Genomic DNA, 26,263 nt, shown 5'->3' with positions numbered 1-26,263 from the left:
AATGCAACTTACGGAAATAGAATGTGATAACTCCCGAAACCCCTCACACATTTTTCCGCCATGCTCTAAGGTGAAAACCTTCGGTTCCTGAAATCACTTGTTTTGCCTCGTTCTAATCGAATAAAGCGGTACAAGGAAAAGTAAGAAAGAGCGCCGCCCGTGACACATCCGCCGAAGACCCCTCTGCTCGACCAGGTCACTTATCCTGCCGACCTGCGCAAGCTCGAGGATCGCGACCTGCCGCAGCTCGCCCGCGAGGTCCGCGACGAAATGATCGATGCGGTGTCGCGCACCGGCGGTCATCTCGGCGCCGGTCTCGGCGTGGTCGAGCTGACGATCGCCATCCACAGCGTCTTCGACACGCCTGGCGACCGGCTGATCTTCGATGTCGGCCATCAATGTTATCCGCACAAGATCCTGACCGGCCGGCGCGACCGCATCCGGACCTTGCGCCAGGAGGACGGGCTGTCCGGCTTCACCCGCCGGGCAGAGAGCGAATATGATCCCTTCGGCGCGGCGCATTCCTCGACCTCGATCTCGGCCGGCCTCGGCATGGCGATTGCCGCCGATCTCGACAAGAACGACCGGCGCGTCATCGCCGTCATCGGCGACGGGGCGATGTCGGCCGGCATGGCCTATGAGGCGCTGAACAATGCCGGCGCGCTCGATGCGCGCCTCATCGTCATCCTCAACGACAACGACATGTCGATCGCGCCGCCGACAGGCGCAATGAGCGCCTATCTCGCCCGCCTCGCCTCGGGTCGCACCTATATGGGCTTCCGCGATTTCGGCAAGAAGCTGACGGCCTATCTCGGCAAGAACATCGATCGCGCCATCACCCGCGCTGTCGAGCATGCCCGCGGCTACGTCACCGGCGGCACCATGTTCGAGGAGATGGGCTTCTATCATATCGGGCCGATCGACGGGCATTCCTTCGATCATCTGCTGCCGGTGCTGCGCAATGTGCGCGACAATGCCCGCGGCCCGGTGCTGATCCATGTCGTCACCCAGAAGGGCAAGGGTTATCCGCCGGCCGAAGCCGCGGCCGACAAATATCACGGCGTCAACAAGTTCGACGTCATCACCGGCGCTCAGGCCAGGGTGAAGCCGAACGCGCCGAGCTATACCAGCGTCTTTGCCGAAGCGCTGGTGCAGGAAGCGGCCCTCGACGACAAGATTGTCGGCATCACCGCCGCCATGCCGAATGGTACCGGCCTCGACAAGCTCGCCGACGCCTTTCCCTCGCGCTGTTTCGATGTCGGCATTGCCGAGCAGCATGCCGTGACCTTCGCCGCCGGGCTCGCGGCGGAAGGCTACAAGCCGTTTGCCGCCCTCTATTCCACCTTCCTGCAGCGCGCCTACGACCAGGTCGTGCACGACGTGGCGATCCAGGGACTGCCGGTGCGTTTTCCGATCGACCGCGCCGGCTTCGTCGGCGCCGACGGCCCGACCCATGCCGGCTCCTTCGACACCGCCTTCCTCACCACCCTGCCCGGCTTCGTGGTGATGGCGGCGGCCGACGAGGCCGAACTCAAACATATGGTGCGCACCGCGGCAGCCTATGACGCCGGGCCGATCTCCTTCCGTTATCCGCGCGGCGAGGGTGTCGGCGTCGACATGCCGGCGCGCGGCGAAATCCTGCAGATCGGCAAGGGCCGCATCGTCAAGGAAGGCACCAAGGTTGCGCTGCTTTCCTTCGGCACCCGGCTTGCCGATTGTCTGCTTGCCGCCGAAGATCTCGAGGCCGCCGGGCTTTCGACGACGGTTGCCGATGCGCGCTTCGCCAAGCCGCTCGACCACGACCTGATCCGCCAGCTCGCCCGCCACCACGAGATGGTAATCACCGTCGAAGAAGGCTCCGTCGGCGGCTTCGGCAGCCAGGTGATGCAATATCTTTCAAGCGAGGGCCTGCTCGACAACGGCCTGAAGATCCGCTCGCTTGTCATGCCCGACATCTGGATGGAACAGGCCAAACCCGAAGCGATGATCGCCCATGCCGGGTTGGATCGCGCCGGGATTGTTTCGACGGTGTTTAGGGCGCTGGGGCGCGGGGTTGCGGTTGGGGTTGCGGGGTAGGTGATTTGTGAGGGTGTGCCGTGCGGCCCCCTCATCCGCCCTACGGGCACCTTCTCCCCGCTGGGGAGAAGAGGGAATCGAGAGGTCGCGGCATCACCCCTTCTCCCCGGCGGGGAGAAGGTGGCCGGAAGGGTCGGATGAGGGGGCCGCGGGCAGCACCATGGCCATCTCATCATGAAAAAAGGCGGCACATCTCTGCGCCGCCCTCTTCGTTTGACGTTCCTTTCTGAGAAAGGCGCCTTCTCAGAACTCCGTCCAGTCTTCCTGCACCGCAACCGCGGCACTCGCCTGTCTTCCGCCGAAGGCTTTGGTGACCTTGCCGGCGAGGGCGCGGGCTGGAGAGGCGACCGGGCGGGAGGCCGGCGTTGCGGCGGCGGTCTTCTGGGCCGGAGCGGCAAGCTGGGTGCCGAGCTTGAACTGGCGCAGCAGTTCATCTAGGGCACTTGCCTCGCTGGCGAGTGCATGGCTCGCCGCGGTCTGTTCTTCGACCATGGCCGCATTCTGCTGCGTGCCCTGATCCATATTGTTGACGGCGGTGTTGATCTCCTGCAGCCCGATCGACTGTTCGCGCGTGGCGGTGACGATCGCACTGACGTTGCGGTTGATCTCCTGCACCTCGGCGACGATGGCTTCGAGCGCCTTGCCGGTCTCGCCGACCAGCGACACGCCGGTCTGGACATGCGTACCTGAGGTGGTGATCAGATCCTTGATCTCCTTGGCGGCCTTGGCCGAACGCTGGGCGAGTTCGCGCACCTCCTGGGCGACGACGGCAAAACCCTTGCCGGCCTCACCGGCGCGGGCGGCCTCGACGCCGGCGTTCAGCGCCAAGAGGTTGGTCTGGAAGGCGATGTCGTCGATGACGCCGATGATGTTGGAGATCTCGCCCGAGGACTTCTCGATCTGCTGCATGGCCGAGACTGCCCTGCGGACGACGTCGCCGGACTTTTCGGCGCCGAGGCGGGTGCGCTCGACGAGATTGCCGACATCCTCGGCGCGTTTGGCGCTGTCGCGCACCGTCGTCGTCACTTCTTCCAGCGCTGCGGCGGTCTGTTCGACGGCGGCGGCCTGCTGCTCGGTGCGGTGGGCAAGATCGTCGGCGGCCGAGCGGATCTCGCCGGCGCCGGCATTGATCGCCGAAGCGTTGCGGCCGACCGACTGGAGTGCGGCCTGCAGCTTTTCGACAGCATTGTTGAAGTCGTTGCGCAGGCTGTCATATTGCGGCGCGAACGGCGTCTGGATGCGGGCGGCGACATCGCCGACGGCAAGGCCGGCAAGGCCGCCGGCCAAGGCGTCGACGGCATAACGCAGCTCGCCTTCCTCGCGCGCCTTCTGCTCGTCGCTCGCCTGGCGCTGGCGCTCGGCGTCACCGCGCATGCGGTCGGTCTCGCCGGCAAGGCGCAGCTTCTCGATCGCCGCCTGCTTGAACACCAGGACGGACTGGGCCATGCGGCCGATTTCGTCGCCGCGCTCGACAGCCGGCACCTCGATATCGTTCTGACCGCCGGCAAGGCGATCCATGGCCGCGGTCATGCCGACGACCGGGCGGACGATGGTGCGCGACATCAACCAGGCGAGTACGGCGGCGGCAAGCGAGGCGACAATGCCGCCGGCAATCAGCGTCATCTTCAGATCGCTGTTGGCATCGGCGCGGATGGCGGCGAGCGCATTCGACTTTTCGCGGGCGGCGGCCTTGATCTTGGCGGACGCCTGGCGGAAACCGTCGAGCTGACCCTTGGTGGCGTTGACGCCGATCTTGACGACCTCTTCGATCGGCATGTCGGTTTCCTTGCGCGCCTTGGTCTGCGGCTCGGCAAGTTCATGGAAATAGAGGTCGGCGGCCTTCTGCATGCGGTCGATCATCTCGACCAGCTGCGGCTCGCCGGCGGCCGTCTGCTTGGCGGCGGCGATCGCCTTCAGCATGCGCTCGCGGTTGGTGAAGACGTCGCCATAGGTGCTGTCGCTGCGGAAGAGGATGAAGCCGCGCAGATTGACCGCCTGCTCGAGCATCGCCTGCAGCGCATCGTCGATCTGGTTGACGAGCAGCTCCGATTTTTCCTGCTCGGCCGACGCTGCCGCCGAGGCCGTTGCCTTGGAATAGACGTAGGCGGAAACGGACATGAAGATCAGAATGAGGGCTGCGAACGTCGCCGCAAGCTTCCCGTTCAAGGATATGTTTTTAGCGGACATCGTTGAGTTTCTCCTGGCGACAGTCGACGCGGCGAGAGACGGTCGGCGCAAGACGCAACCGCAGAGACTTGGAATCGGAAACATGATCGGCGAAAGACGCCTGCGCCTTCATGGCACGAAGCGGTTCGGACGAACCGCTGCAATCGAGCCGACCCTATGCGGGCAGGCTTTAAATTTGCTTAAATACGCGCTGCAGCAACGACGAGCCCGACGATTATCTGCTTCCGGCGTCCGAAAGCTCCGACGGCCGTGGCGATCCTGGAACAAAATGCTTGCAACCGGCGGCTTTGCCGGTCATTCACAGCCGATGTCCGATCAAAACAGCCAACGCCTCGACCAGCTGCTCGTCTCCCGCGGCCTCTTTGCCAGCCGCTCGCGGGCGCGCGACGCCGTGCAGCGCGGCACCGTCCGGATCGCCGGCCAGGTGGTGACGAAGGCCGGCGCGCTCTTCGGCGCCGACGCCGATATTGCCATCGACGATCCGGCGCAGGATTACGTCTCGCGCGCCGCATTGAAGCTTGCTAGCGCCCTCGAGCATTTCCGGCTCGATCCCGCCGGCCATCACTGTCTTGATATCGGCGCGTCCACAGGCGGCTTCACCGAGGTGCTGCTGCAGCGCGGTGCGGCACATGTCATGGCGATCGATGTCGGCCATGGGCAGATGCATCCGCGCATCTCAGGCGACCCGCGGGTGACGAACCGGGAAGGCCTCAACGCCCGCTACCTGACGGCCGAGGATATCGGCCACCCCGCAAGCTTCATCGTCTCCGATGTCTCGTTCATCTCACTGAAGCTGGCGCTGGCGCCGGCTCTTGATATCGCCTCGCCGGGCGCCATCGCCGTGCTGCTGGTCAAGCCGCAGTTCGAAGCGGGACGCGAGGCGATCGGCAAGGGCGGACTGTTGAAGGACCCCTCGTCTGCGCCCGCCGTCGCTGCGGAATTGGAGCGCTGGTTCACCGAGGATATGGGCTGGAAAAGCCTCGGCCTCATCCCCTCCCCGATTGCCGGCGGCGACGGCAATCAGGAATTCCTTCTGGCAGGATTGAAACCGTGAGCACCGAAACCGTCACCATCGAGAAGCTCGGCGCCCAGGGCGACGGCATTGCCGGCAGCGCCGCCGGCCCGGTCTATGTGCCCTTTTCCCTTCCCGGGGAAACGGTGGCGATCGCCCGCGTCAAAAGCCAGGGCACGATCATGTCGATCACGACGCCCTCGCCCGACCGGCAGGAGCCGCCTTGCCGGCATTTCGGTCCGGACGGCGTCAACGGCACCTGCGGCGGCTGCACGCTGCAGCATCTGGCGGATGCCCCCTACCGCGCTTTCAAGCGGCAGTTGGTGGTCGATGCACTCAAATCCAAGGGGCTGACGCCTGATGTCGGCGAGATCGTTCCGGCCCGGCCGGGCGAGCGCCGGCGCGTGGTGTTTGCGGCGCGCAAGACCGAGAAGGATATGTTGATCGGCTTCAACCAGGCCGAAAGCCATCATATCGTCGCCATCGAGGAATGTCCGATCTCGTCGGCAGGGATCGTCGCCCGGCTGCCGGCGATCAAGGCGATTGCCGCCGCGCTCGCGACCAATGCCGAACCCTTCCGGGTGGCAGTGCTCGAGACGCTTTCCGGCCTCGATATAGCGGCCGACGACATCAAGAAACTCTCCGACCCGCAGCGGCGCAAGGCGATCGAGACCGTGCTCGGCCTGCGCGGCATCGCCCGTGTGACCGTGAACGGCGAAATCCTCGTCGAGCCGGCCAAGCCGCTTATCGATTTCGGCGGCGTCGAGGTTTCGCCGCCGCCCGGCGGCTTCGCCCAGGCGACCAAGCCGGCAGAGGAGGCAATGGCGGAGCTGGTGCTTGCCCATGCCGGCAAGGCCAAGCGGATCGCCGATCTCTTCGCCGGCACCGGCACGTTTTCGCTCAGGCTGGCCCGCATCGGCCGGGTGCATGCGGTCGAAGCCGAGGCAACGGCGCTCGCCGCACTCGACCAGGCCGCCCGCAAGACGCAGGGGCTGAAGCCGGTGAGTGTCGAAAAACGCGATCTCTTCCGCCGCCCGTTGATGACGCAGGAGTTCAAGCCCTTTGACATGGTCGTCTTCGACCCGCCCCGCGCCGGCGCGGAGTTTCAGTGCAAGGAACTTGCCCGCTCAGGCGTGAAGAAGATCGCAGCCGTCAGCTGCAATCCGCTGACGCTGGCCCGCGATCTTCAGATCCTCGTCGAGGGCGGCTACCGCATTACCGGGGTGACACCGATCGACCAGTTCCTTTGGACCTCGCATGTCGAGGTGGTGGCGACGCTGGAGAAGTAGGCCGTTATCGATCGCCGGGCTCGCTTTCCCGCTGCAAACTCATGCGCATTGGCCGGGTTCCGAGCTTTGCACCCGTGACGGCATCGATTGCGATCGGCTCGATCTCCGATCCTGACTCGACATCGACATAGCGGGCGAGTTCGCCATCGCAATGGCGGTGCGCCCAAGCCCCGATCATCATCAGCACAGGCAGAAAATCGCGACCGGCTTCCGTGAGGACATATTCTTCGCGGGGCGGCCGTTCGGAATAGAGGCGCTTCTCCAGCAGACCGTCCTCCGTCAGCGCCTTGAGACGCTTGGTCAGCATGGTCGGCACGATGCCGAGGCTCTTCCTGAACTGGTCGAAACGGGTGAGGCCCGAATGGGCGTCGCGCAAAACGAGAATGCTCCACGCATCCCCGACGGATTGAAGGCCGCGGGCGACCGGGCATTGCGGAATCGAATTATTTTTCATTAGGTATCTTTTCGATAGTGACACGATATCGAAAAGATAGTAACAGATCGGCCAACGATGATCCACTCTTTTGAAAGCTGACAATATGACCGACAGAAACAGAAGCGTTGCACTGGTCACCGGTGCATCCTCAGGCATCGGCCTTGCAACCGCGGAGTCGCTGGTGAAGGCCGGCTACCGCGTGTTCGGGACCAGCCGCAAACCGGCCGCCAACAGGCCCGGCATAACGATGCTGATCTGTGATGTGGCCGAGGAAGCCTCGGTGCAGGCGGCTGTTGCGGAGGTCGTCCGGCAAACCGGCCGGCTTGATCTCGTCGTCAATAATGCCGGCATCGGCCTCATCGGCGGCGCCGAAGAATCCTCCATCGCCCAGGCCCAGCGGCTTTTCGACGTCAACGTCTTCGGCGTGGCGCGCGTCGCCAATGCGGTACTGCCGGTCATGAGGAAGCAAAAGAGCGGCCGGATCATCAACATGAGCTCGATCCTCGGCCTCATCCCGGCTCCGTACAACGCCTTCTATGCCTCGACCAAACATGCGCTCGAGGGCTATTCGGAATCGCTCGATCATGAAGTGCGCAACTTCGGCATTCGTGTTGTTCTCGTCCAACCCGGCGTCACCAGAACATCCTTCGAGGAAAATCTGACACGAGCAGACCAACCTCTTCCGGTCTATGCTTCGGAACGCGCCCGCAGCGAAGCGCTGATGCGCAAATGGGTGGAAACGGGTGATGCGCCTGAGGTCGTCGCCGACATGGTGGTGAAAGCCGCAACCGCGAAGAAGCCGAAGCTGCGCTATTCCGCCGGCAAGCAGTCGCGCCAGGTCCGCTCGCTTCGCCGTTACCTGCCGGAACGGCTGGTCGACAGCCTGCTGCGAAAGGTCAACGAGTTTCCTGCTTCGGCCTGACGCGTTAATCGAGGATAGGATTCAGATTTCAAGCCGACAGGCTTAAAGTCATCCTATCCTCGGCCAAGGAAACCGATTCTGAATGCGCAAGACCAAACGACGCAATCCCTACTATGCGGGCCCGGTGTCCGATCACTTCGACGGCACGTATTTCTTCAATCCCGAAGGCATCGAGCCGCTTGGTTTCCGCGAGCTCTTGCGGTGGCAATTCGGCGGCGGCCGTGAGCGCTGGCCGCGGTCGGTCCCAAGTCCATTTGCGGCGGCAAAACCGGATCCAGGCGTAGACGGCGAAGACCTGCGGGTAACCATGGTTGGGCATGCAACCATGCTGGTGCAGGTCGCCGGTCTCAATATTCTCACCGATCCGGTGTGGTCGGAGCGGGTCAGCCCCTTCACCTTTGCCGGCCCCAGACGCGTCGTCCAACCGGGCATCGCGTTCGATGATTTGCCGCCGATCGATCTCGTGCTGGTATCGCACAATCATTATGATCATCTCGATATCGCAACGCTCAAACGCTTGCACGCGAAGCATCGGCCGCGGGTCGTGACACCGCTCGGCAATGACACGATCATCCGCCGCGCCGTGCCCGATCTGCAGACGACATCGATGGACTGGGGCGAGCGCATCTCGCACGCCGGAATAAGCATCGATGCGGAGCCGGCCCATCATTGGTCCGCCCGCGGCGGCGCCGATCGCCGGATGGCGCTCTGGGCGTCGTTCGTCTTGTCGACGCCAGCCGGCAAGATCTATCACGTCGGCGATACGGGCTTTCACCACGGCATCAATTACAAAGCGGTACAGCGGAAGCATGGCGGCTTTCGCCTGGCCATCTTACCCTTCGGCGCCTATGAGCCGCGATGGTTCATGAAAGGGCAGCACCAGAATCCTGAGGAGGCGGTGATCGGAATGAAGCTCGCAAATGCGGCCTATGTGGCCGGGCATCACTTCGCCACGTTCCAACTGACGAATGAAGCGGTCGATGCGCCGGTAAGAGCGTTGCAAGACGCCATGCGCGAGCACGCCATTCCCCCCGACCGATTCCGGCCGCTCAGGGCCGGAGAGGTCTTCAACGTGCCGATGGTCTAATCGGTACCCCGTTTGCCCCAGGCCGCCGTTCAGCGGCGCATGAAGGCTTCGAAGGCCGCCCGCGCTTCGGCGCTTTTCAGGCGCGCGGCGAAATGACGAGCCTCGACGTCGATGCGGGCGATGACCTCTTCCCGGGAGCCGCAAATGAGATCGCGGGCGATCTTCAAGGCTTCCGGTGGCTTGGCGGCGAGTTTCGCAGCCGCGGCAAGCGCCGCATTCTCCACCTCGTCGGGCGTCGTCACCTTCCAGATGAGGCCGGCCTCGCGGGCTTCCTCGGCGCTGAAGGCCTCGCCGGCGGCCAGCATGGCAAAGGCGCGCTGGTGGCCCATCACACGCGGCGCGATCAGGCTGGAAGCCGCTTCCGGCACCAAAGCCAGATCGACGAAAGGCGTGCGGAACTGGCTGCGGTCGGAGGCGATCGTCAGGTCGCAGTGCAGGTTGAGGGTGGTGCCGATGCCGATCGCCAGGCCGTCGACCCCTGACACCAGCGGCTTTTCGGATCTGGCGAGCGCGTAGAGGAAATCGATCAGCTCGTCTCCCATGCTGCCGCCCATGGCAGTGGCAAGAAAATCGCCGATGTCGTTGCCGGCCGAGAAGCTGCCTTCGGTGCCGAGAAAGACCGTCACTCTGATATTCGCGTCCGCATTGGCGGCGGTGAGCGCATCGGTCATGGTGCGATACATCGCCCGTGTGAAGGCGTTCTTCTTTTCCGGCCGGTTGAAGCGAATGAGCTGAACGCCGGGATGAGCGGAAGACTGCTCGATGATGATGTGGTCGGTCACTAGGTTTTCCTCAGGTGTCATGGGGATCTCCTCAGGCAAGCAGGATGCGGGCGGCGGCGAGGCTTGCCGCGCCGTTGACGACCCGATCGCGCAAGGCCGCGGTCTCGGCAAGCAGGTTTTCGGCGGCGAAGCGGCAGAGCGCGATGCGGCCCTCGCCTTTGCCGTCGCCGCTTTCGGCCAGAGCACCCTTGGCGAGATAACAGCCGGTGAGCACGAGGCCGAACAGGCGCTGATAGGGAGTGGCGCCGGCAAGCGCCTCGGCAGCCCTCCCATCGGCAAGTGCTGCCAGAAGCCAGGCGGTCGTCTCTTCGAGATCTGAAATCGCGGCGCCGAGTCTGGCGGCAGTCTCGCCGAAACCATCGAGATCGGAGCGGCTGACAGCCTCGGCGATCGCCTTCAATTCGGCGATGAAGCCCATGACCTGATCGCCGCCGGAAAGCGGCAGCTTGCGGGTGACGAGGTCGATCGCCTGGATGCCGTTGGTGCCCTCATAGATCGGGGCGATGCGGGCATCACGCAGATAACGCGCCGCACCGGTCTCCTCGATGAAACCCATGCCGCCATGCACCTGAATGCCGAGCGAGGCGACCTCAACGCCGGCATCGGTTGAAAACGACTTGGCGATCGGCGTCAAAAGCGCGGCGCGCTCCTGCCAGTGGCGGCTATCGCCTGCCCGGCGCGACATGTCGAGCGCATGGGCGCAGGCATAGGAGATGGCGCGCGAACCCTGGGTCAGCGCCTTCATGGTGAGAAGCATACGGGCAACGTCGGGATGTTCGACGATCGGGCTCATGCCGGCGCCGGTCGAACCCGGCGCCCTGCCCTGCGTGCGTTCCCTGGCATAAGCGAGCGCCTTCTGGGTGGCCGCCTCTGCGATCGCCACACCCTGCATGCCGACGGCGAGACGCGCATTGTTCATCATCGTGAACATGCAGGCGAGCCCCTTGTTCTCCTCGCCGACCAGCCAGCCGATCGCACCCTTTTCGCCGCCGAACCGGCCGTCGCCGTAGATCATCGTGCAGGTCGGCGAACCGTGGATGCCGAGCTTGTGTTCCAGCGAATGGCAGAAGAGATCGTTGCGGGCACCAAGCGAACCGTCGTCGTTCACCAGGAATTTCGGCACGAGAAAGAGCGAGATGCCGCGTGTGCCGGCCGGCGCATCCGGCAGCCGGGCCAGCACCAGGTGGATGATATTGTCGGCCGCGTCGTGCTCGCCCCAGGTGATGAAGATCTTCTGGCCAAAGATGCGATAGCTGCCGTCGGCGCGCCGCTCGGCGCGGGCCTTCAGCACGCCGAGATCGGAGCCGGCATGCGGCTCCGTCAGGTTCATCGTGCCGGTCCATTCGCCGGACACCATCTTTGCCAGATATGTCTCTTTCAGCGCAGCGCTGCCATGGGCGCTGACCGCCTCGATGGCGCCCATCGTCAGCGTCGGGGCGAGCGCAAAGGCCATGGAGCCGGAGTTCCACATTTCCAGCGCCGCAACATTCAGCATGTCGGGCAGGGCCTGGCCGCCGAAGGCTTCGGGCGCCGTCAGGCCGTTCCAGCCGCCGGCGATCCAGTTGCGGTAGAGATCGCGCCAGCCATCCGGCAACCTGACGTCGCCATCGATGAGGCGGGCGCCCTGGCGGTCGCCGATGTCGGCAAGCGGCGCCACCTCCTCTGTGGCAAAACGACCCGCCTCGGAGAGGATGGCGTCGACCAGATCGTCGCCGAGATCGCCGAACAGACCGTTCGACAGCGCCTCCCCCATATCCGCTACATGCTTCAACGTGAACGCGATTTCCTCGACGGGCGCCTTATACATGCTTTCTCCTCCATGGGACCGGCCTGCACCTCGCGCAAAGCCCCTCCGAGGCAAGGGCTAATTGATTTTTACGTAAACGTCAATTTCGATTTCCCGGCCCGCCGTGCGATAGTTTCCCCGACATGGCGGTTTGCTCTTGCACAGTTGCACAAATGGACGTCATGGAGAATTTCTAGAATGACATCGCCTTCGCAAAGGACCGGCGAACAATGGATACATTGCCCGTCAACATCCCCGGTTTCGTCTGGGCCTATCGTTTCTCGCCGGATGACAAGACGGCGGTACGGCTGAACAACAGCGCGACGGTGGCGGAGCTGACCGCCGACAACTGTTTCTACTGGCTGCATCTCAACCTGGTCGACGCCCGCGTGCCGGCCTTGCTCGAGACGCTCGACGGGCTGACCGAGGACGCCAAATCGGCGCTGACGACGCATGACACCCATGCGGCGATCACCGTCGACGAGCAGATGCTCTACGGCACGCTTGTCGACTGCCAGCGCGATTTCGCCCAGGACACCAACAATCTCGGCTGGCTGCATTTCGCCATGTCCGACCGCTTCATCATCACCACGCGGCTGCAGCCGCTGCGCAGCGTCGAGCGGGCGCGCGGGCTGATCGAGAAGAATCCGGGCAAATTTGCGCGGCCGGTCGATCTCTTCGAACTGCTGGTGATCGAGTTTCAGCGTACGCTGATCGCCATCGTCATCGAACTCACCGAAGAGCTGAACCAGATCGAGGATATCGTCTACGACAACGCCCCGCGCGACGAGCGCCGCCGGCTGGCGCCGGTCAGGCGAACCGTGGTGCGGCTGCATCGCCATCTGCGCACGGTGTTGGCGCTGATGCGCCGGGCGGCGGCGGCCGATGAAGACGAGATGCCCTTCGGCTTCGACGACGTGGCGCGGCGGCTGACGAGCCGGCTGGAGACGGTCGACCACGATATCTATGCGCTGCAGGATCGGGCGCGCCTGCTGCACGAAGAAATCGATTCGAAACAATCCTCCGAAACCAACCGCCACCTCTATCTGCTGTCGATCATGACCGCCTTCCTGCTGCCGCCGACGCTGGTGACCGGCTTTTTCGGCATGAACACCGCCAACCTGCCCTTCGCCGTCGGCGACTACGGCACGGAATATGCCTTCATCCTCATCATCGCCTCGATCGCATTCGCCTGGTGGCTGCTGCGGCGGGTGAACATTCTTTGAATGTGCGGGTGGGGGTGTCGCCTGCCCCTCATCCGCCTGCCGGCACCTTCTCCCCGCTTGCGGGGCGAAGGGGGGATAGCCGCAACCTCTCCGTCCCTCTCCAGCGTCTCGTAAGGCACGTCCCCTCGCCCCGTCTTTACGGGGAGAGGGCTAGGGTGAGGGGCAGCTTTCGGGCCATCAATTAAGGCGAATAGCCCGCCCTGCTGGCGGGCCTCCCATCGAACGACGCTCGGATGATCGGCTGGTTCATGCAGCCACCTCGTCCGGAACGGTTCTTGCACGGTTACTAATATATTTACCGTGGGGAGACCTAATGTCATGAAGTGGTGCACATCCGAAGAATTTGCCCCTCTGATGCTCGTCGTGAGTGGGCCGGAAAAATACAAGCTTGTTGCAAGCCTTGTACAGGCTGCCGAGATGCTGACGGTTGGCTGGCCGATCGACGATGGAGACGAATATCTTATTGCGATCAGGGCATGCCGGGATGCAATTCATGGAGAAATTCCGGCGCAGGACGCGCGAGCAGCGCTTATCCGTGCCGCCGACGAAGCTGGCATGTCGGTGATAACAGCCGTTCACTGAGTTTTCGTGGGCGACGTATTAGGCGCAGAGCTTCCCCCACCCTCCGTCATCCGGAAGGTGGGGTGAGGTTCCGGCCAACTCCTGCGCCGAAGCAACTCGCGTCGCGCGTCCCCTACCTCACCTCAATAAGGCGAATAGCACTGCTGGCGCGGGCCGTTATAGGGCTGGAACGTGTTGTCGTAGGCCCGATAGGAACGGTAGCGGTTGGCGCACCAGGCGACATGCGCCGAGCCATAGCGCGGCGCGGGCGCAACGTAGCGCGGGGCGGCAATGACTGCGCCGGCGCCGAAGGCGGCGAGCGGGTACCAGTAGCCGTTATAGCGGCGATAGCCCGGGCGGTAATAGCTGTAGCCGCGATAGCCGCCGTACCAGCCGGGGCGGTAATAGGCGCCGGGGCGATAGCCGGGCCGGTAATAGTCGCGGCGATAGTAACGGCGATATTGGACCTCCTCGACGGCGGAGGATTTCTCCACCTGCGGGGCGGTCGGCATCTGGATTGCCTGCGACGGGGCAAAGCCCGTCAGCACGACGGCGGCAGTGAGAATTGCAGTCGCGATTTTGCTTTTCAGCCCGATCATTACCTCTCTCCCATTCAACGGCGATCACCGCCTGCCACGCAACGCGTTCGTGGCTGAATGGTTCCAAAAGCAGCCGGCGACCGGCTGCTTTTCTGTTTTAGATCGGTCGACCTGAACCCGCCTTAGTTGCGGGCGACATGCATCAGGCGACGGCGGAGATCTTCGCCTGGTCGCCCTGCAGCCGGTTCACCATGAAGTTCGAATACCATTCGAGGAACTGCATGACGCCGCCCTCGTGCAGGGAAGAATAGGGGCCGGGCTCGTAGGCGGGCGAGTGGATGCCGAAGGCATTCTCTTCGACGATGCGGCGATCCTGATCGTTGGTCTCGGTCCAGACATGCGTCAGTTCCTCGAGATTGTAATCCACGCCCTCGACCGCGTCCTTATGGACGAGCCACTTGGTCGTCACCGCCGTCTCGTTGGCGCTGAGCGGCAGCACGCGGAAGGAGATGGCATGGTCGCCGAGCAGGTGGTTCCAGGTCGTCGGATAGTGGAAGAGCAGCATGGTGCCGATATGGCTGATCGAGATATCGTCGGCGATCCGGCGCTTGACGGCCGGCTTGCCGGACATGGTGTAGCTCTCGGCATCCTCGATCAACGGCATGCGGGCGGTGCGGAACTGACCGTCCGGGGAAATCTGGAACTTGCTCGGCAGGCCGGCGGCCTCGCAGCGCGCCCAATGGCCGGCGATTTCGGGATCGTCGGCGCCGCCATCGGTGCCGGTGACGCTCGGCGCTTCAGGATAGGTGCGGCAGAGTTCCGGGTGATTGGCGGCGCAGTGATAGCACTCGCGGTTGTTTTCCCAGACGAGTTTCCAGTTGCCTTTCTCGATGATCGTGCTCTGGAAGGCGACCTTGGTCTCGCCGATCCGATGCGGCGCCATATAGGGCTCGACCTTGTCGCGCACCGTCTGGAAATCCGGGGCGGTGTCGGCGAGGCAGATGAAGATATAGCCGGCCACGCTTTCGCAATGGACGGGCTTCAGGTTGAAGCCGGTCTTGTCGAAATCATCGCCCATATGGCGGGCGAAGGCGAGCTTGCCGTCGAGATCATAGGTCCACTGATGATAGGGGCAGACGAGACGCACGGAGGAGCCGCGCTCCTTGGTGCAGACGCGCGAGCCGCGATGGCGACAGCTATTGTGGAAGGCGCGGATGACATTGTCGCGGCCGCGCACGATGACGACGGGATAGCTGCCGATCTGGACGGTGAAATAGGCTCCCGGCTTCGGCAGCTCGCAATCATGGCCCATGAACAGCCAGTCGCGATAATAGATCATCTCCATGTCGAGCTGGAAATAATCCTCGTCGATATAGAACGGCTGCTCGAGGCTGAAGCCCTCACGGCGGTTCTTGAGCTGACGCAAAACGTTGCTGCGAATATCCATCTTCATATCCTCGTGCATCCGGCTGCCGCCGTTAAGCGGGAAAAACCGCGGAAACGCGCCCGCTTCCTTCTCCTCTTGGAGAATTGTTCATGGCGTCATTTAATCACCGAGCCCGCCTGCTGCTTGGTTGCAATGCGACATCGGCTTCGAAATTGACGACAGGATGCGGCAAGGCCGTGACGGCCCGCCCCGCTCGATCGCATCGCCGACTCTCCAGGCAATTATCGTCAATTGCGACATGGCGTAAAGCCCCGTTTCGCAGAGAGGTCGGCTGCCGGATGCCGATCACCGTCGCATTTGCGACATCTTTTCACACCTGCCGGCAGCCGTGGCGCAGCCGGAACCGCGTTAACACCGCCTTAAGCATAGGACCCTATCCTTGCGATGAATCAGACCGACCGAAGAACGCGAACCATGGCCAGACTCCGCTATTTCGATGCGAAGGACACCAGCAGATTGCGGGAGCGGCAGCCGATTGCCGCCCATTCCGAATTCCTGCGCACCGGCCGCATCCCGCGCGAACGGCGGCACTGGCTGGCAGAGGAAAAGCGCTACCTCACCCATGACGAGGTCGCGGCAAAGACCGGCCGCAAGCTGCAGGTGGCCGGCGAAAAAACGCATCAGCACATCAACGGCTTTCACCACTCGATCCAGTTTCCGAAGATGGTCTTCCACCGGACGCTGGAGGACAGCCCGCATCTCGGCTACTGCCATGTCACGGCCGCGCGCACGAAGTTTGCCCATTATGACGAGGTGAGCTGGGCCTTTTATATTGCGAATTTCTATTCCGACATCGGCGACAATGACAATTTCTTCCAGCGCATCGACGTCGGCTATTCCCGCATGTATTTCGCCGTCGCGATAAAACCGGGCGAGGATTCCTCCGAAAGGATGACCATCGACCGGTCGGTACGCGGCAATGGGTTGCTCTTCCGCACCCACGACCCGCAGGCGGCGATCCGCAACGTCCTGCTGCTCGGTGCCCGCAACGAACAGCTGCGCGAAATCATCCGGCAGCTATAACAGCGATTGATCGGCGGCGGCGGAAAGCCTAATGACTGCCGGGATCAATCCGGGCAGCACATGGCACGCATCATCGACATAGAGGCAGACAGGCAGGCGGCGCTCGAAGCGGCCTCAGCCGCTCTTGCCGACGGCTTCGCCATCGCCATGCCGACCGAGACCGTCTACGGCCTTGCGGCCGACGCCACCAACCCCGCCGCCATCACCCGTATCTACGAAACGAAGGGCCGGCCGCGCTTCAATCCGCTGATCTGTCACATGGCCGACCTTGCCATGGCCGAACATCATGCCGAGTTCGATCCGGTGTCGCGAGCGCTCGCCGAAGCCTTCTGGCCCGGTCCGCTGACGCTCGTGCTGCCGCTCAAGGCCGAAAGCCCGATCCATTCGCTGGCGACCGCCGGTCTCGACAGCGTCGGCGTGCGCGTGCCGAAGGGTTTCGCCGGCGCCCTGATCGGCGCCTTCGGGCGGCCGCTCGCAGCCCCGAGCGCCAATACCTCCGGCGCCATCAGCGCGACGAGTGCTGCCCATGTCGAGGCCGATCTCGGCGCGAAGATTCCGTTGATCCTCGATGCAGGCCCGAGCACGGTCGGCGTCGAATCGACGATCGTCAAGGTGGAGGGCGACCGGGTGAGGCTGCTTCGGCCCGGCGGCCTGGCGGCGCGGGAAATCGAACGCGTCGCCGGCAGGCCGCTGCTGCGCGCCAAAAAGGCATCGGCGGCCATCGAGGCGCCGGGCATGCTCGCCTCGCATTATGCGCCGGGCGCCAGCGTGCGTCTCAATGCGAGCGCGGTGGAACCCGGCGAGGCGCTGATCGCCTTCGGCGGTGCGGCAGTCGAAGGCGCGCGCGACGCACGCATCGTTCTCGACCTCAGCCCGCGCGGCGATCTTGCGGAAGCGGCGGCCAACCTTTTCGACTACATGAAGCGGGCCGATGCCAGCGGCGTCTCGAGCATCGCCTTTTCGCCCATTCCCGACGACGGCCTGGGCGAAGCGATCAACGACCGCCTGCAAAGGGCTGCCGCCCCGCGCGACTGATAGAGCTGATAGAGCATGTCTCGCAAAAGTGTGCAGCGGTTTTGCGATAAAGACATGCGTAAAAACAAAGACCTAAAGCGTGATAAGCGAATCTGAAAGATCGCGACGCGCTTTAGAAGCGACGGAGGATCGACCCGATGAGCAGCCCCGGCATTTCCACCGATCTTCTCGACCGCTTCGCCGCCATCGTCGGCGACAAATACGCGCTGCGTGGTGAGGCCGACCTTGCGCCGCATCTCGTCGAAAACCGCGGGCTCTATCACGGTTCCTCCCCTCTCCTCTTAAAGCCCGGCTCGGTCGAGGAGGTCTCTGATATCATGAAGCTCGCCACCGAGACCGGAACCGCAATCGTGCCGCAGACCGGCAATACCGGCCTCGTCGGCGGCCAGACGCCCCGCGCGGGCCAGTCCGATATCGTCCTGTCGCTGGAGCGCATGAACAGGATTCGCGACGTCGATCCGGTGGCGAACGTGCTGGTCGCCGACGGCGGCGCCATCCTTGCCGATGTGCAGAAGGCGGCCGAAGCGCATGGGCGGCTGTTTCCGCTGTCGCTCGGCTCCGAGGGCTCCTGCCGCATCGGCGGCAACCTTTCCACCAATGCCGGCGGCACGGCGGTGCTGGCCTACGGCAATATGCGTCAGCTCTGCCTCGGCCTCGAGGTGGTGCTGCCGACCGGCGAAATCTGGGACGGCCTGCGCCGCCTGAAGAAGGACAATACCGGCTACGATCTGCGCGATCTCTTCATCGGCGCCGAAGGCACGCTCGGCATCATCACCGGCGCGGTGCTGAAGCTGTTTCCCCAGCCGCTTGGCCATCAGGTGGCATTCGCCGGCCTCAATTCGGTCGAGGACGCGCTTGGTCTCTTCAATCTTGCCGCCAGCCTCTGCGGCACCTCGCTCACCGGGTTCGAGCTGATGCCGCGTTTCGGCGTCGAGATCACCACGCGCCACATCGACGGCGTGCGCGATCCGCTGGAAGCGGCCTATCCCTGGTACGTGCTGATCGATATTTCGACGTCGGATTCGGCCGAGACGGCGGAGCGGATGATGAACGGCGTGCTCGAACAGGGTTTTGAGGCCGGACTGGTGCTCGATGCGGCGATCGCCTCATCCGTGGCCCAGCAGAAAGCCATCTGGCATATGCGCGAGAGCATGTCGGATGCCCAGAAGCCGGAAGGCGGATCGATCAAGCACGACGTGTCCGTGCCGGTGTCGAGGATCCCGCATTTCATCGCCGAGGCTGAAGAGGCCGTCATGGCGGCGATGCCCGGAGCCCGCATTTGCGCCTTCGGCCATATGGGCGACGGCAATATCCATTACAATATTTCCCAGCCGGTCGGCGCCGACAAGGCGGCCTTCATCGCCCGCTGGCGCGAAATGAACCACATCGTGCACGGGCTGGTGCTCGCCCATGGCGGTTCGATCTCGGCCGAACATGGCATCGGCCAGTTGAAACGCGACGAGCTGGCGGCGATCCGTCCGGCGATCGAGATCGAGCTGATGCGCCGCATCAAACGCGCTTTCGATCCGGCCAATATCATGAATCCGGGAAAAGTCGTCAGTCTCGACGTTTGAAGGTGACGGGGGGCAGCCCCTCATCCGCCTGCCGGCACCGACCGGGGCCGAGCCACGCGTCTCGACCCGTCCTTCGAACCCCCGTCTGCAGGGGTTAGCGTGAGGGGCAAATCATTGAAACTGAAGAGCAATTAGGACTTCTATCAGCCGCCGCCGGTCAGGATCTGCAGGGCCGGCGATTGCTGGGCGCTGTTCTGAACATCGTACATCGCGGTGAAGCGGCGCAACAGCTTGTCGACCTTCTTCGGATCCTGGAGATCCTCGAGCTTGACGAAGCGGTTGATCAGATCGGCCTGCTTGGTGACGTCCATGCCGGAGATCTGCGACGGCAGGCTATAGGCCGTCGTGATCACCTGATAGAGAGCCTTGTCGCCGAGGATCGAAAAGATCGAGGTGATGCTGGAGGCCTTGCGGCTGAAATAGAGCGCCAGGCGGACGCCGTCGTTGGTTTCGCCTTGCTGGGCTTCCAGCGTCTGCTTGACATAGAGCTCCTGGGTGTTCTCCTCGGCCGCCTTGTTCTGGATCGTGCCGATCTTGGCGCGGGTCAGATTGCCGTCCTTGTCGAAGTTGAAGGCGGCGACGATATCCTTGAAGCGGGCATCTGCCTTGCTGTTGAGGTAGCTCTTCTTGTCGTCGGGGTCGGAGGTGAAGATCTTCTTCAGCGTCGCCTTGTCGTAATCCTCCGGGTCGAGGTTGTTCGCCTTCAGCACCAGATCGGTCAGACGGCTGTCGTCCAGGAAATCGTCGAGCGACTTCACCTTGGCCATGGTCTTGGCGAAATAATCCACCTCGGCCGTCGCGTCCTTCGCCGCCTTGTCCTTTACCGGGCCCGCCTTCAGCAGCATGGTCATATGCGCTTTGTAGTCGGTGGCGTATTTGGCCATGGTCGCGTCGGGCAGCGCCTGGAAGGGTGACGCCGCCTTGCCGTCCGGGCCGAAGTTGAAGGCCCTGGCGAGATTGGTGATGCGTTCATCCTTCAGCGAGGCGATATAGCCGTCCGGATCATAGGCATCGCTCGTCAGGATCTTGCGCATCATCGAGCGCGACACCTCCTGGTCGGTCAGGCCGAAGGCCTGCAGCGCCACATGAAAGGGATCCGGCAGATTGTCGTTGCTCTTCTTGAAGTCGGCCGAAGAATTGGTGCGCAGAAAATCGTTGACGCTCGTGATCTCGGAGAAATCGAGCAGGCTGGTGCTGTCGGCCATCATGCTCTTGTAGTTGGAGGCGACCTCGGCGATGGCCTCGTCGCGCTCGTCGTCATAGCGCGCCATATAATTGTCATTGGTGGTCTGCGCCTGAGCGGCGGTCTGCACCGAGCTGACGGCTGGAAGCGAGCCATCGGCAGCAAAGTTGAAATCGGCATTGAGATCGGCGTAGCCGGCTGCGGCGGCCGCCGTCGAATCGGTGAGGATGCTCCTCAGGTCGGCGTCCGAGATGTTGAACGGCAGATTGTAGGTGCTTTTCAGGAAATTGGTGATGGCCGGATCGGCGATGAGATCATCGACATTGGCGATCGTCCCCATCCTGGCGGAATAGTCGTTCGTACGCGCTGTGGCGGCAATTTTGATGTTGGTAACCTGGCTGTCCGTTTGCGCCGGCATGCCGTCTTCGAGCGTGCCGTCCGCCTTGAAATTGAAGGCGGCCGCAACGTCGGCATAGGTGCCGGTGCCGCTCTGATCGGTCAGGATATCGCGAAGAGCGAGATCGGTGACGGTCGAAGGAATACCGAAGGCGTTGCGGACGAAATTGTTCAGCTTCTGGTCAGCCAGCAATTGATCGACATTGGAAATACCGGCGATGGTCGCCTGGTAATAGACAGCCGCGTCATCCGCCTTGCTGGCAGTGCTCGCGCTTTGCGCGGCCGTCTGCCCGGAATAGAGGGTCGCGACCGAGCCGTCCGTCTTGAAATTGAAGAGATCGTGGACATCGCTGTAGCCCTGGGCGCTGGCCGCCGCAGGATCGACGAGGAAGGTTCTCAACGTCGCATCGGAGACGCTGTCCGCGATCTGCATGCTGTTTCTGATATAGCTGACGGCAATCGGATCGGACATGATGTCGTCGACATTGGTAACACTGGCGATCATGCTGTTGAAGTGCGTCGCATTCGCCGCCGACTTGCCCGTGGTCGACTGACGCTGTGTGTCGGTCTGGATCACGGAACCGTTGATCGAGCCATCCGCATTGAAGTTGAAATCGGCATTGAGGCCGGCCTTCCCCTGGGCGGCGGCATAGGCCGAGTCGGTCAGGATGTTCTTAAGCTCGGCATTGCTGAAATTCACGCCGAGGCCATAGGCGTCCTTGATGTAGCGCGCCAGCACGCTGTCGGCGAGCAGGTCGTCGACATTGGTGATGCTGCTCGATTGCGAGGTCACGCTATAATAGTTGGTGGTGCTTGACGCGGCCGACTTCAACTGGTTCGCCTGCTCAACCGACTGGACGCGCGCCGTATTCGAGGTCGAACCGTCAGACTTGAAATTGAAAGCATTGTAGACGTTGGTAAAGCCCATCAGCTGGGCATAGCTGGGATCGGTCAGCACCGTGCGCAGCGCTGCCGCGGTGAAGTCAGCCCCCATGCTGTAGGCTGTCTTGATGTAGGAGGTCAGCCGGCTGTCGGCGACCAGATCGTCGACATTGGTGATCGTACCGATCTTGGCGGTGTAGTAGGCCTTGTTGTATTCGGCGGCCGTCTTGCCGACATAGTAGACATCGGAGCCGACCGAATTGTCGATGATGACCGACTGGGAATTCAGCGTGTAGGTCTCGATGACAGACGCCTTCTGCGCCGCCGTCTGCGCCGTGCCGGTGACGGTACCGTCGGCATTGAAGCTGAACTGGGCGGCAAGCGCCTTGTACTTGTCGCCGCCCTGCGTGTTGACGATGCTCGTGGGGTCGCTGAGATCGCTCGTCAGCACCTGCCGCAGAAAATCCTTCGATGCATAGGTGGGGTCGATTTTGAACGTCTTCAGCACATAGGTGCGCAGCCGCGTGTTGTTGACCAGGTCGTCGACCGTCTGCACGCTGTCGATATTGTTGCTGTAATAGGTGCTCTCGGTAGCCGCAGCCTTGTCGGCATCGACAAAGGACTGCTTGTAGAGGCCGATGAGCTCGTCCTCCTGGGCATCCGTCTGCACGTCCTTTTCGGGCGCGTTGAAATTGAAGGCGGCGGCGAATTCGCGGTAGCGCGTATCGGAGAGCTTGTTGGCGTAGCTGTCGGGGTCGGTCAGATCGCTCTCCAGCACCTTCTTCATGAAGGCCTTGGCGTAGGTCATATCCTCGAGACCATAGGCCTTCATCGCATAGCTGTAGAGCTTGTAGTCGCCGAGGAAGTCGTCGACCGAGGTGACCTTGTTGATATGGTCGGCGTAGTACTGCGCATCCTTCTTGACCGTCGCCTGCGACGCAACCTTGTTGAGGCTCGACGTCATATCCTTCGACAGGATCGAATAAGCGAGGGAAGCCGTAATCATCAAAAGCGCCCTTTTGGCAAAATCTCTAAAAGAACGACAAACTGCCGGTAAGCCCATTTTGCCACGCAAAACTTACCCGAGACTTACCTCTGGGTTGCGTCATTTCGGGACGGCACACCGTTCACCTTCCGGAAACCCTGCCGGATTCGGTTTTGATAACCATCAGGGGAGGCAAAGTTTTCTTAACCGCAATTTTTAAGCTGTACGGAAGGGCGCCCGCCTATTGTCGGCCATAGAGGACGAAAAGTCCCGAGGAGAAGACCGCAAACCGGCTCTCAGGTAAGACAAGGGTAGAATGAAATGAACAATCCCGTTTTGAAGCCCGCTTGGGCTGGCACGACGCTGCGTCTCGATCCGTCCCGCTTCCCGCAGCAGGTCAGCTACGCCATCCATGATTGTTCGGATGACGTCAGCATCACCATAGACGAACGCGGCGCGGTCCTGCGCAAAGTCCTTCCCTCCAGCGGCCTGCCGCTCTCCATTGCCCTGCCGAAGCGTGTCTTCAAGGGTGTCGCCGCCCGCGCCATCGACCATGGCGACGGCGAGGTAACCGTCACGCTCGAACTCCACCATGCCGACCCGGAGCTCTGCATTCCGCTGCTGGTCGCCCATGATCTCAGCGATATCGCCGCCGACTGGCGCAGCTGGTCCGAGGCCTTCCGCATTCCGATGCTGATGGTCGAGGCTGACGGCGTCGCGCGGCCGCTCGAAGATCATATCGGCGCCCTGCGCACCGGCGATCTGAAGCCGCGCCGCCGCCATTCCTACTTCGCCAATCGCCGTCCACGCTTCCTGGTGCGCCGCACCACCGGCCAGCTCGGCGTCGCCATGCGGATCGAAGGCAAGGAAATCATCGCCCGCAACTGAGCGATATCCCGACACTTCATTTTCGCAAGCATTTGAAACCCGGCCCCGCGCCGGGTTTTGTCGTTTTTCGCGTCGCTCCATTCAGGGAATGGCGAAGAGCAGCGAGATGAAGAGGCCGAAGAAGATGATCAGGCCGACGCGGTTGTTCGACTTGAAGAGCGCCAGGCATTGGGCGGCATCCTCGATATCGAGCCGGACGATCTGCCAGGCGAACATGCCGGCCGCGCCGAGCAGCGCCAGAAACGCGATGAGATTGGCGCCGGCAAGCGCGAAGGTCGCAAACATCAGCACCAGCGTCAGCCCGTAAAGGCCGATCAGCCACGCCCTTGTCCTGTCGCCGAACAGGCGGGCGGTGGAGCGGACGCCGATCAGCTCGTCATCCTCCTTGTCCTGATGGGCATAGATCGTGTCGTAACCGATCGTCCAGGCGACGGAGGCGGCATAAAGCAGGACGGAGGCGACCGAAATTTCGCCGAGAATGCCGGCCCAGCCCATCAGCGCGCCCCAGGAAAAGGCAAGGCCGAGGTAGAATTGCGGCCAGTCGGTGAAGCGTTTGGCGTAGGGGTACAGTGCGACGATGCCAAGCGAGAGCAGGCCCAGGAAGACGGTGAACCAGTTGAACTGCAAGAGCACGAAAAGCCCGACCAGCGCCTGCAGTCCAATGAAGATTTTCGCGTGGGCGCGTGTGACGCGGCCGGAAGGAAGCGGGCGCGAACGGGTGCGCGCCACCTGCATGTCGATCTCGTGATCGACGAGATCGTTGTAGGTGCAGCCGGCGCCGCGCATGGCGACGGCGCCGATGAAATAGAGGAAAAGGTGGGAAACCAGCATGCTGCCGGAATAGACCCCTTCGTCGATCGCCGCATTGGCGGCAAGGGTCGCCGACCAGAAGCACGGCCACATCAGCAGCTGCCAGCCGATGGGGCGGTCCCAGCGGGCGAGCTGCGCATAGGGCCAGAGCCATGGTGGCAGGATCCGGTAGACCCAGTTGTCGGAAGGCGCGTCGGAGACGCGATCGTTAAAATGGTCGGAGTCTTGCATGCCGCTCATCTAGCGGCGGCCCGGCGATCCGGTCAAGAAGCGATCGCCGCGGCACTTTGGTTCTTTGTTGATGCAGATCGTTATCGCGGAACCGCTGCGGGTGACGACGCTGGCTCACTGCAGCGAGAAATTGAACTTGTAGGTCGCCGAGACGCCGATCAGGAGCTGGTTCTTCGAGCCGCGGTCGCGCACCAGGCTGCTGTCGGCGGCGGGACCGGCCAGCCGCTTATATTCGAGGAAGGAGCTTGCCGAGAGGTTTTCCGTTGCCTTCCAGGTCAGGGCCGCGCCGGCGCCGTAGGACTGGATGCCCGACGAGGGTTTGTAGGGATCGAGGCCGCTTGCCGCTGCCTGCTTGGCGTTGACGCCGTAATAGGCGTCGTAATAGCCGCTCGTCGCAAATGTCGCGCGCGGGCCGCCGGAGAGTTGCAGGTCGGGCGCGATGTCGGTGAAGGCATCGACGGCGAGATCGGCGACGACGCCGTCATGGGAACGGATGCCCTGGCGGACTTCGGCGCGGGCGCGGAGGAAATCGGTCGGATAGACCTCGACGAAGCCGCCGGCCTCGGCACCCCACTTGACCTTTTTCATGCCCTTCAGATCGTGATCGTCATCAGCATCGCGCGAGGGCACGAACCTGCCGACGATGCCGGCGCGGAAGGCGCCCTTGTCGATCAGGGCGAAGGAGGGATTGTCGTTGCGCGAGGAAAAGCGCGGGCCGGCGCCCTGCCGGCCGACCGAGATCAGCGGGCTGAACTTGAATTCATTATGCGACGCGCCCTCGAATTTCGGGGCGGAAAAGCCGGCGACGCCGACGCTTAGATACCAGTCGCCCGACCAGAAATGCTGGCCGCCATCCTGTGCGGTCGCGGGAGCGATGGATGAAAAGGCAATAAGGAAAGAGATCGATACGACTGATCGATGAAACACGTCCGCACTCCAGAAAACGCAAAAACAAAGCCGCGGAGAGCGGCGGTGGCTACATTTATCGTGAGGTCGTTACGCCAATGTTAACCACGGTGAACAAAGGGCGCTAATGAAAGTCCTGCCGTGAGGCCCCCTCATCCGACCCTTCGGGCCCCCTTCTCCCCGCTGGGGAGAAGAGGGAGATTGTTGCTTCGTCATCGATCCCATTGGATGAAGTGCTTTTGACTGGGCTGGTTCGTTTAGGCAGTGTCGGTGCGTCTTGCTTCCTCTTCTCCCCAGCGGGGAGAAGGTGGCGCGCAGGGTCGGATGAGGGGGCCACAGGCACGGCGCCAACGACGATTTAATTATCCTGAACCGACATCACCGCAAACCCACCCCTCAGCATCCCTACCGCTGGTTCCACTGGCGGATGACCGGTTCGGCCATGTCGTGTTCGTAGCCGAGCACGCTGATGCTTGTTGTATCGAGGGAAAAAAGCGCGCCGCCCTCCGGCGGCAGGCCGAGCCAGCGGGCGGCGAGCACGCGCAGGAAATGCGAGCTTGAGAAGATCAGGATGGTCGCACCCACTTGGCGAAGCGCATGGACGACCGCGTCGGCGCGGGCACCGACGTCGGCGGCCGTTTCGCCGTTCGGGCAGCCGTCGCGAAAGAGCTGCCAGCCGGGGCGCTTCGCCAGAATCTCCTTCGTTGTGATGCCTTCATAGGCGCCGTAATCCCATTCGGCGAGATCGTCGCGGATCACCGCGCCCGATCCGAAGCCGGCGAGCGCGCAGGTCGTGCGGGCGCGCGCGGACGGGCTAGACCAGACGGCGGAAAAGGAGCGTCCGGAGAGCCGCTCGGCAAGCTTGCGAGCGGCGGCCTCGCCCACGTCAGTCAGCGGAATGTCGCTGCGTCCGGTATGGCGCCCGGACCGGCTCCATTCGGTCTCGCCGTGCCGGACGAGATAGATCTCGGGAAAAGCACTGCTCATCCGCATGTCCTTT

Annotated in this window: 21 protein-coding genes; 11 read left to right on the top strand and 10 right to left on the bottom strand. The window is 62.9% G+C overall.

The features are described 5' to 3' along the window. The first annotated feature begins 159 nt into the window (after positions 1–159). The gene (gene dxs / locus CO655_RS02820) at positions 160–2,076 is read left to right on the top strand and encodes a 1-deoxy-D-xylulose-5-phosphate synthase (protein WP_097663713.1); all 1,917 of its coding nucleotides are present in this window, start codon (positions 160–162) and stop codon (positions 2,074–2,076) included. Positions 2,077–2,319: 243 nt separating this feature from the next. Here dxs and CO655_RS02815 read toward each other — a convergent pair whose 3' ends face one another. Beyond that, complete coding sequence (locus CO655_RS02815; protein ID WP_097663712.1) at positions 2,320–4,263, bottom strand: methyl-accepting chemotaxis protein; 1,944 nt, start codon at positions 4,261–4,263, stop codon at positions 2,320–2,322. Between the two features lie 268 nt (positions 4,264–4,531). Here CO655_RS02815 and CO655_RS02810 point away from each other — a divergent pair, with 268 nt between their 5' ends. Then, a complete protein-coding gene (locus CO655_RS02810; protein WP_245423746.1) occupies positions 4,532–5,317 on the top strand; it encodes a TlyA family RNA methyltransferase in 786 nt (261 codons plus the stop codon). After that, a complete protein-coding gene (locus tag CO655_RS02805) occupies positions 5,314–6,564 on the top strand; it encodes a class I SAM-dependent RNA methyltransferase (protein ID WP_097663711.1) in 1,251 nt (416 codons plus the stop codon). The genes CO655_RS02810 and CO655_RS02805 overlap by 4 nt, the downstream gene beginning before the upstream one ends. 4 nt (positions 6,565–6,568) lie before the next feature. Here the strand turns inward: CO655_RS02805 and CO655_RS02800 are convergent, their stop codons facing one another. Beyond that, complete coding sequence (locus tag CO655_RS02800) at positions 6,569–7,018, bottom strand: helix-turn-helix domain-containing protein (RefSeq protein WP_097605474.1); 450 nt, start codon at positions 7,016–7,018, stop codon at positions 6,569–6,571. 85 nt (positions 7,019–7,103) lie between these two features. Between CO655_RS02800 and CO655_RS02795 the strand changes: the two genes are divergently transcribed. Both CO655_RS02795 and CO655_RS02790 read left to right on the top strand, forming a co-directional pair. Further along, on the top strand, positions 7,104–7,922 hold the full coding sequence (locus CO655_RS02795) for an oxidoreductase (RefSeq protein WP_097605475.1): 819 nt from the start codon (positions 7,104–7,106) through the stop codon (positions 7,920–7,922). A gap of 82 nt (positions 7,923–8,004) precedes the next feature. Then, positions 8,005–9,009, top strand: a complete 1,005-nt coding sequence (locus CO655_RS02790) for an MBL fold metallo-hydrolase (RefSeq protein WP_097663710.1) — start codon at positions 8,005–8,007, stop codon at positions 9,007–9,009. Positions 9,010–9,038: 29 nt separating this feature from the next. Here the strand turns inward: CO655_RS02790 and CO655_RS02785 are convergent, their stop codons facing one another. Together CO655_RS02785 and CO655_RS02780 are read right to left on the bottom strand one after the other, a co-directional pair. Continuing rightward, on the bottom strand, positions 9,039–9,791 hold the full coding sequence (locus CO655_RS02785) for a crotonase/enoyl-CoA hydratase family protein (protein ID WP_097663709.1): 753 nt from the start codon (positions 9,789–9,791) through the stop codon (positions 9,039–9,041). Between the two features lie 31 nt (positions 9,792–9,822). Beyond that, the gene (locus CO655_RS02780) at positions 9,823–11,598 is read right to left on the bottom strand and encodes an acyl-CoA dehydrogenase (protein WP_097663707.1); all 1,776 of its coding nucleotides are present in this window, start codon (positions 11,596–11,598) and stop codon (positions 9,823–9,825) included. A 209-nt stretch (positions 11,599–11,807) separates the two neighbouring features. Here CO655_RS02780 and CO655_RS02775 point away from each other — a divergent pair, with 209 nt between their 5' ends. Together CO655_RS02775 and CO655_RS02770 are read left to right on the top strand one after the other, a co-directional pair. Next, positions 11,808–12,803, top strand: a complete 996-nt coding sequence (locus CO655_RS02775) for a transporter (protein WP_010030971.1) — start codon at positions 11,808–11,810, stop codon at positions 12,801–12,803. 318 nt (positions 12,804–13,121) lie between these two features. Further along, the gene (locus tag CO655_RS02770) at positions 13,122–13,385 is read left to right on the top strand and encodes a DUF982 domain-containing protein (RefSeq protein WP_097663706.1); all 264 of its coding nucleotides are present in this window, start codon (positions 13,122–13,124) and stop codon (positions 13,383–13,385) included. Positions 13,386–13,507: 122 nt separating this feature from the next. On the opposite strand, the gene CO655_RS02765 is transcribed toward CO655_RS02770, so the two are convergent. Together CO655_RS02765 and CO655_RS02760 are read right to left on the bottom strand one after the other, a co-directional pair. Beyond that, the gene (locus CO655_RS02765) at positions 13,508–13,963 is read right to left on the bottom strand and encodes a BA14K family protein (RefSeq protein ID WP_010026411.1); all 456 of its coding nucleotides are present in this window, start codon (positions 13,961–13,963) and stop codon (positions 13,508–13,510) included. 142 nt (positions 13,964–14,105) lie between these two features. Beyond that, positions 14,106–15,350: an aromatic ring-hydroxylating dioxygenase subunit alpha gene (locus CO655_RS02760; protein ID WP_097663856.1), complete on the bottom strand. Its 1,245-nt coding sequence runs from the start codon at positions 15,348–15,350 to the stop codon at positions 14,106–14,108. Between the two features lie 414 nt (positions 15,351–15,764). Between CO655_RS02760 and CO655_RS02750 the strand changes: the two genes are divergently transcribed. The 3 genes from CO655_RS02750 (at position 15,765) to CO655_RS02740 (ending at position 18,982) form a co-directional block, all read left to right on the top strand. Further along, entirely contained in the window at positions 15,765–16,373 is a 609-nt protein-coding gene (locus CO655_RS02750) for a DUF6656 family protein (RefSeq protein WP_010030774.1), read from the top strand. 60 nt (positions 16,374–16,433) lie between these two features. Beyond that, entirely contained in the window at positions 16,434–17,408 is a 975-nt protein-coding gene (locus CO655_RS02745; RefSeq protein WP_064686175.1) for an L-threonylcarbamoyladenylate synthase, read from the top strand. 137 nt (positions 17,409–17,545) lie between these two features. Then, complete coding sequence (locus CO655_RS02740; RefSeq protein WP_097605482.1) at positions 17,546–18,982, top strand: FAD-binding oxidoreductase; 1,437 nt, start codon at positions 17,546–17,548, stop codon at positions 18,980–18,982. A gap of 143 nt (positions 18,983–19,125) precedes the next feature. Here CO655_RS02740 and CO655_RS02735 read toward each other — a convergent pair whose 3' ends face one another. Continuing rightward, entirely contained in the window at positions 19,126–22,449 is a 3,324-nt protein-coding gene (locus tag CO655_RS02735) for a DUF1217 domain-containing protein (protein ID WP_097663705.1), read from the bottom strand. Positions 22,450–22,749: 300 nt separating this feature from the next. Here CO655_RS02735 and CO655_RS02730 point away from each other — a divergent pair, with 300 nt between their 5' ends. Next, a complete protein-coding gene (locus CO655_RS02730; protein WP_038687219.1) occupies positions 22,750–23,316 on the top strand; it encodes a DUF6101 family protein in 567 nt (188 codons plus the stop codon). 81 nt (positions 23,317–23,397) lie between these two features. On the opposite strand, the gene ubiA is transcribed toward CO655_RS02730, so the two are convergent. The 3 genes from ubiA to CO655_RS02715 all read right to left on the bottom strand — a co-directional run bounded on the left by ubiA (position 23,398) and on the right by CO655_RS02715 (position 26,250). After that, entirely contained in the window at positions 23,398–24,357 is a 960-nt protein-coding gene (gene ubiA, locus CO655_RS02725) for a 4-hydroxybenzoate octaprenyltransferase (protein WP_097663855.1), read from the bottom strand. 114 nt (positions 24,358–24,471) lie between these two features. Next, the gene (locus tag CO655_RS02720) at positions 24,472–25,284 is read right to left on the bottom strand and encodes a MipA/OmpV family protein (RefSeq protein WP_097663704.1); all 813 of its coding nucleotides are present in this window, start codon (positions 25,282–25,284) and stop codon (positions 24,472–24,474) included. Between the two features lie 384 nt (positions 25,285–25,668). After that, positions 25,669–26,250 carry a histidine phosphatase family protein gene (locus CO655_RS02715; protein WP_097663854.1) on the bottom strand — a complete coding sequence of 194 codons (582 nt, stop codon included), beginning with the start codon at positions 26,248–26,250 and terminating at the stop codon, positions 25,669–25,671. Positions 26,251–26,263 lie beyond the last annotated feature (13 nt).

The organism is Rhizobium sp. M1 (assembly GCF_002531805.1).
In the GTDB taxonomy this organism is placed as follows: Bacteria; Pseudomonadota; Alphaproteobacteria; order Rhizobiales; family Rhizobiaceae; genus Rhizobium; species Rhizobium etli_C.
The sequence above is the reverse complement of the archived record's forward strand: the minus strand, read 5'-3'. Positions and strand labels throughout refer to the sequence as shown.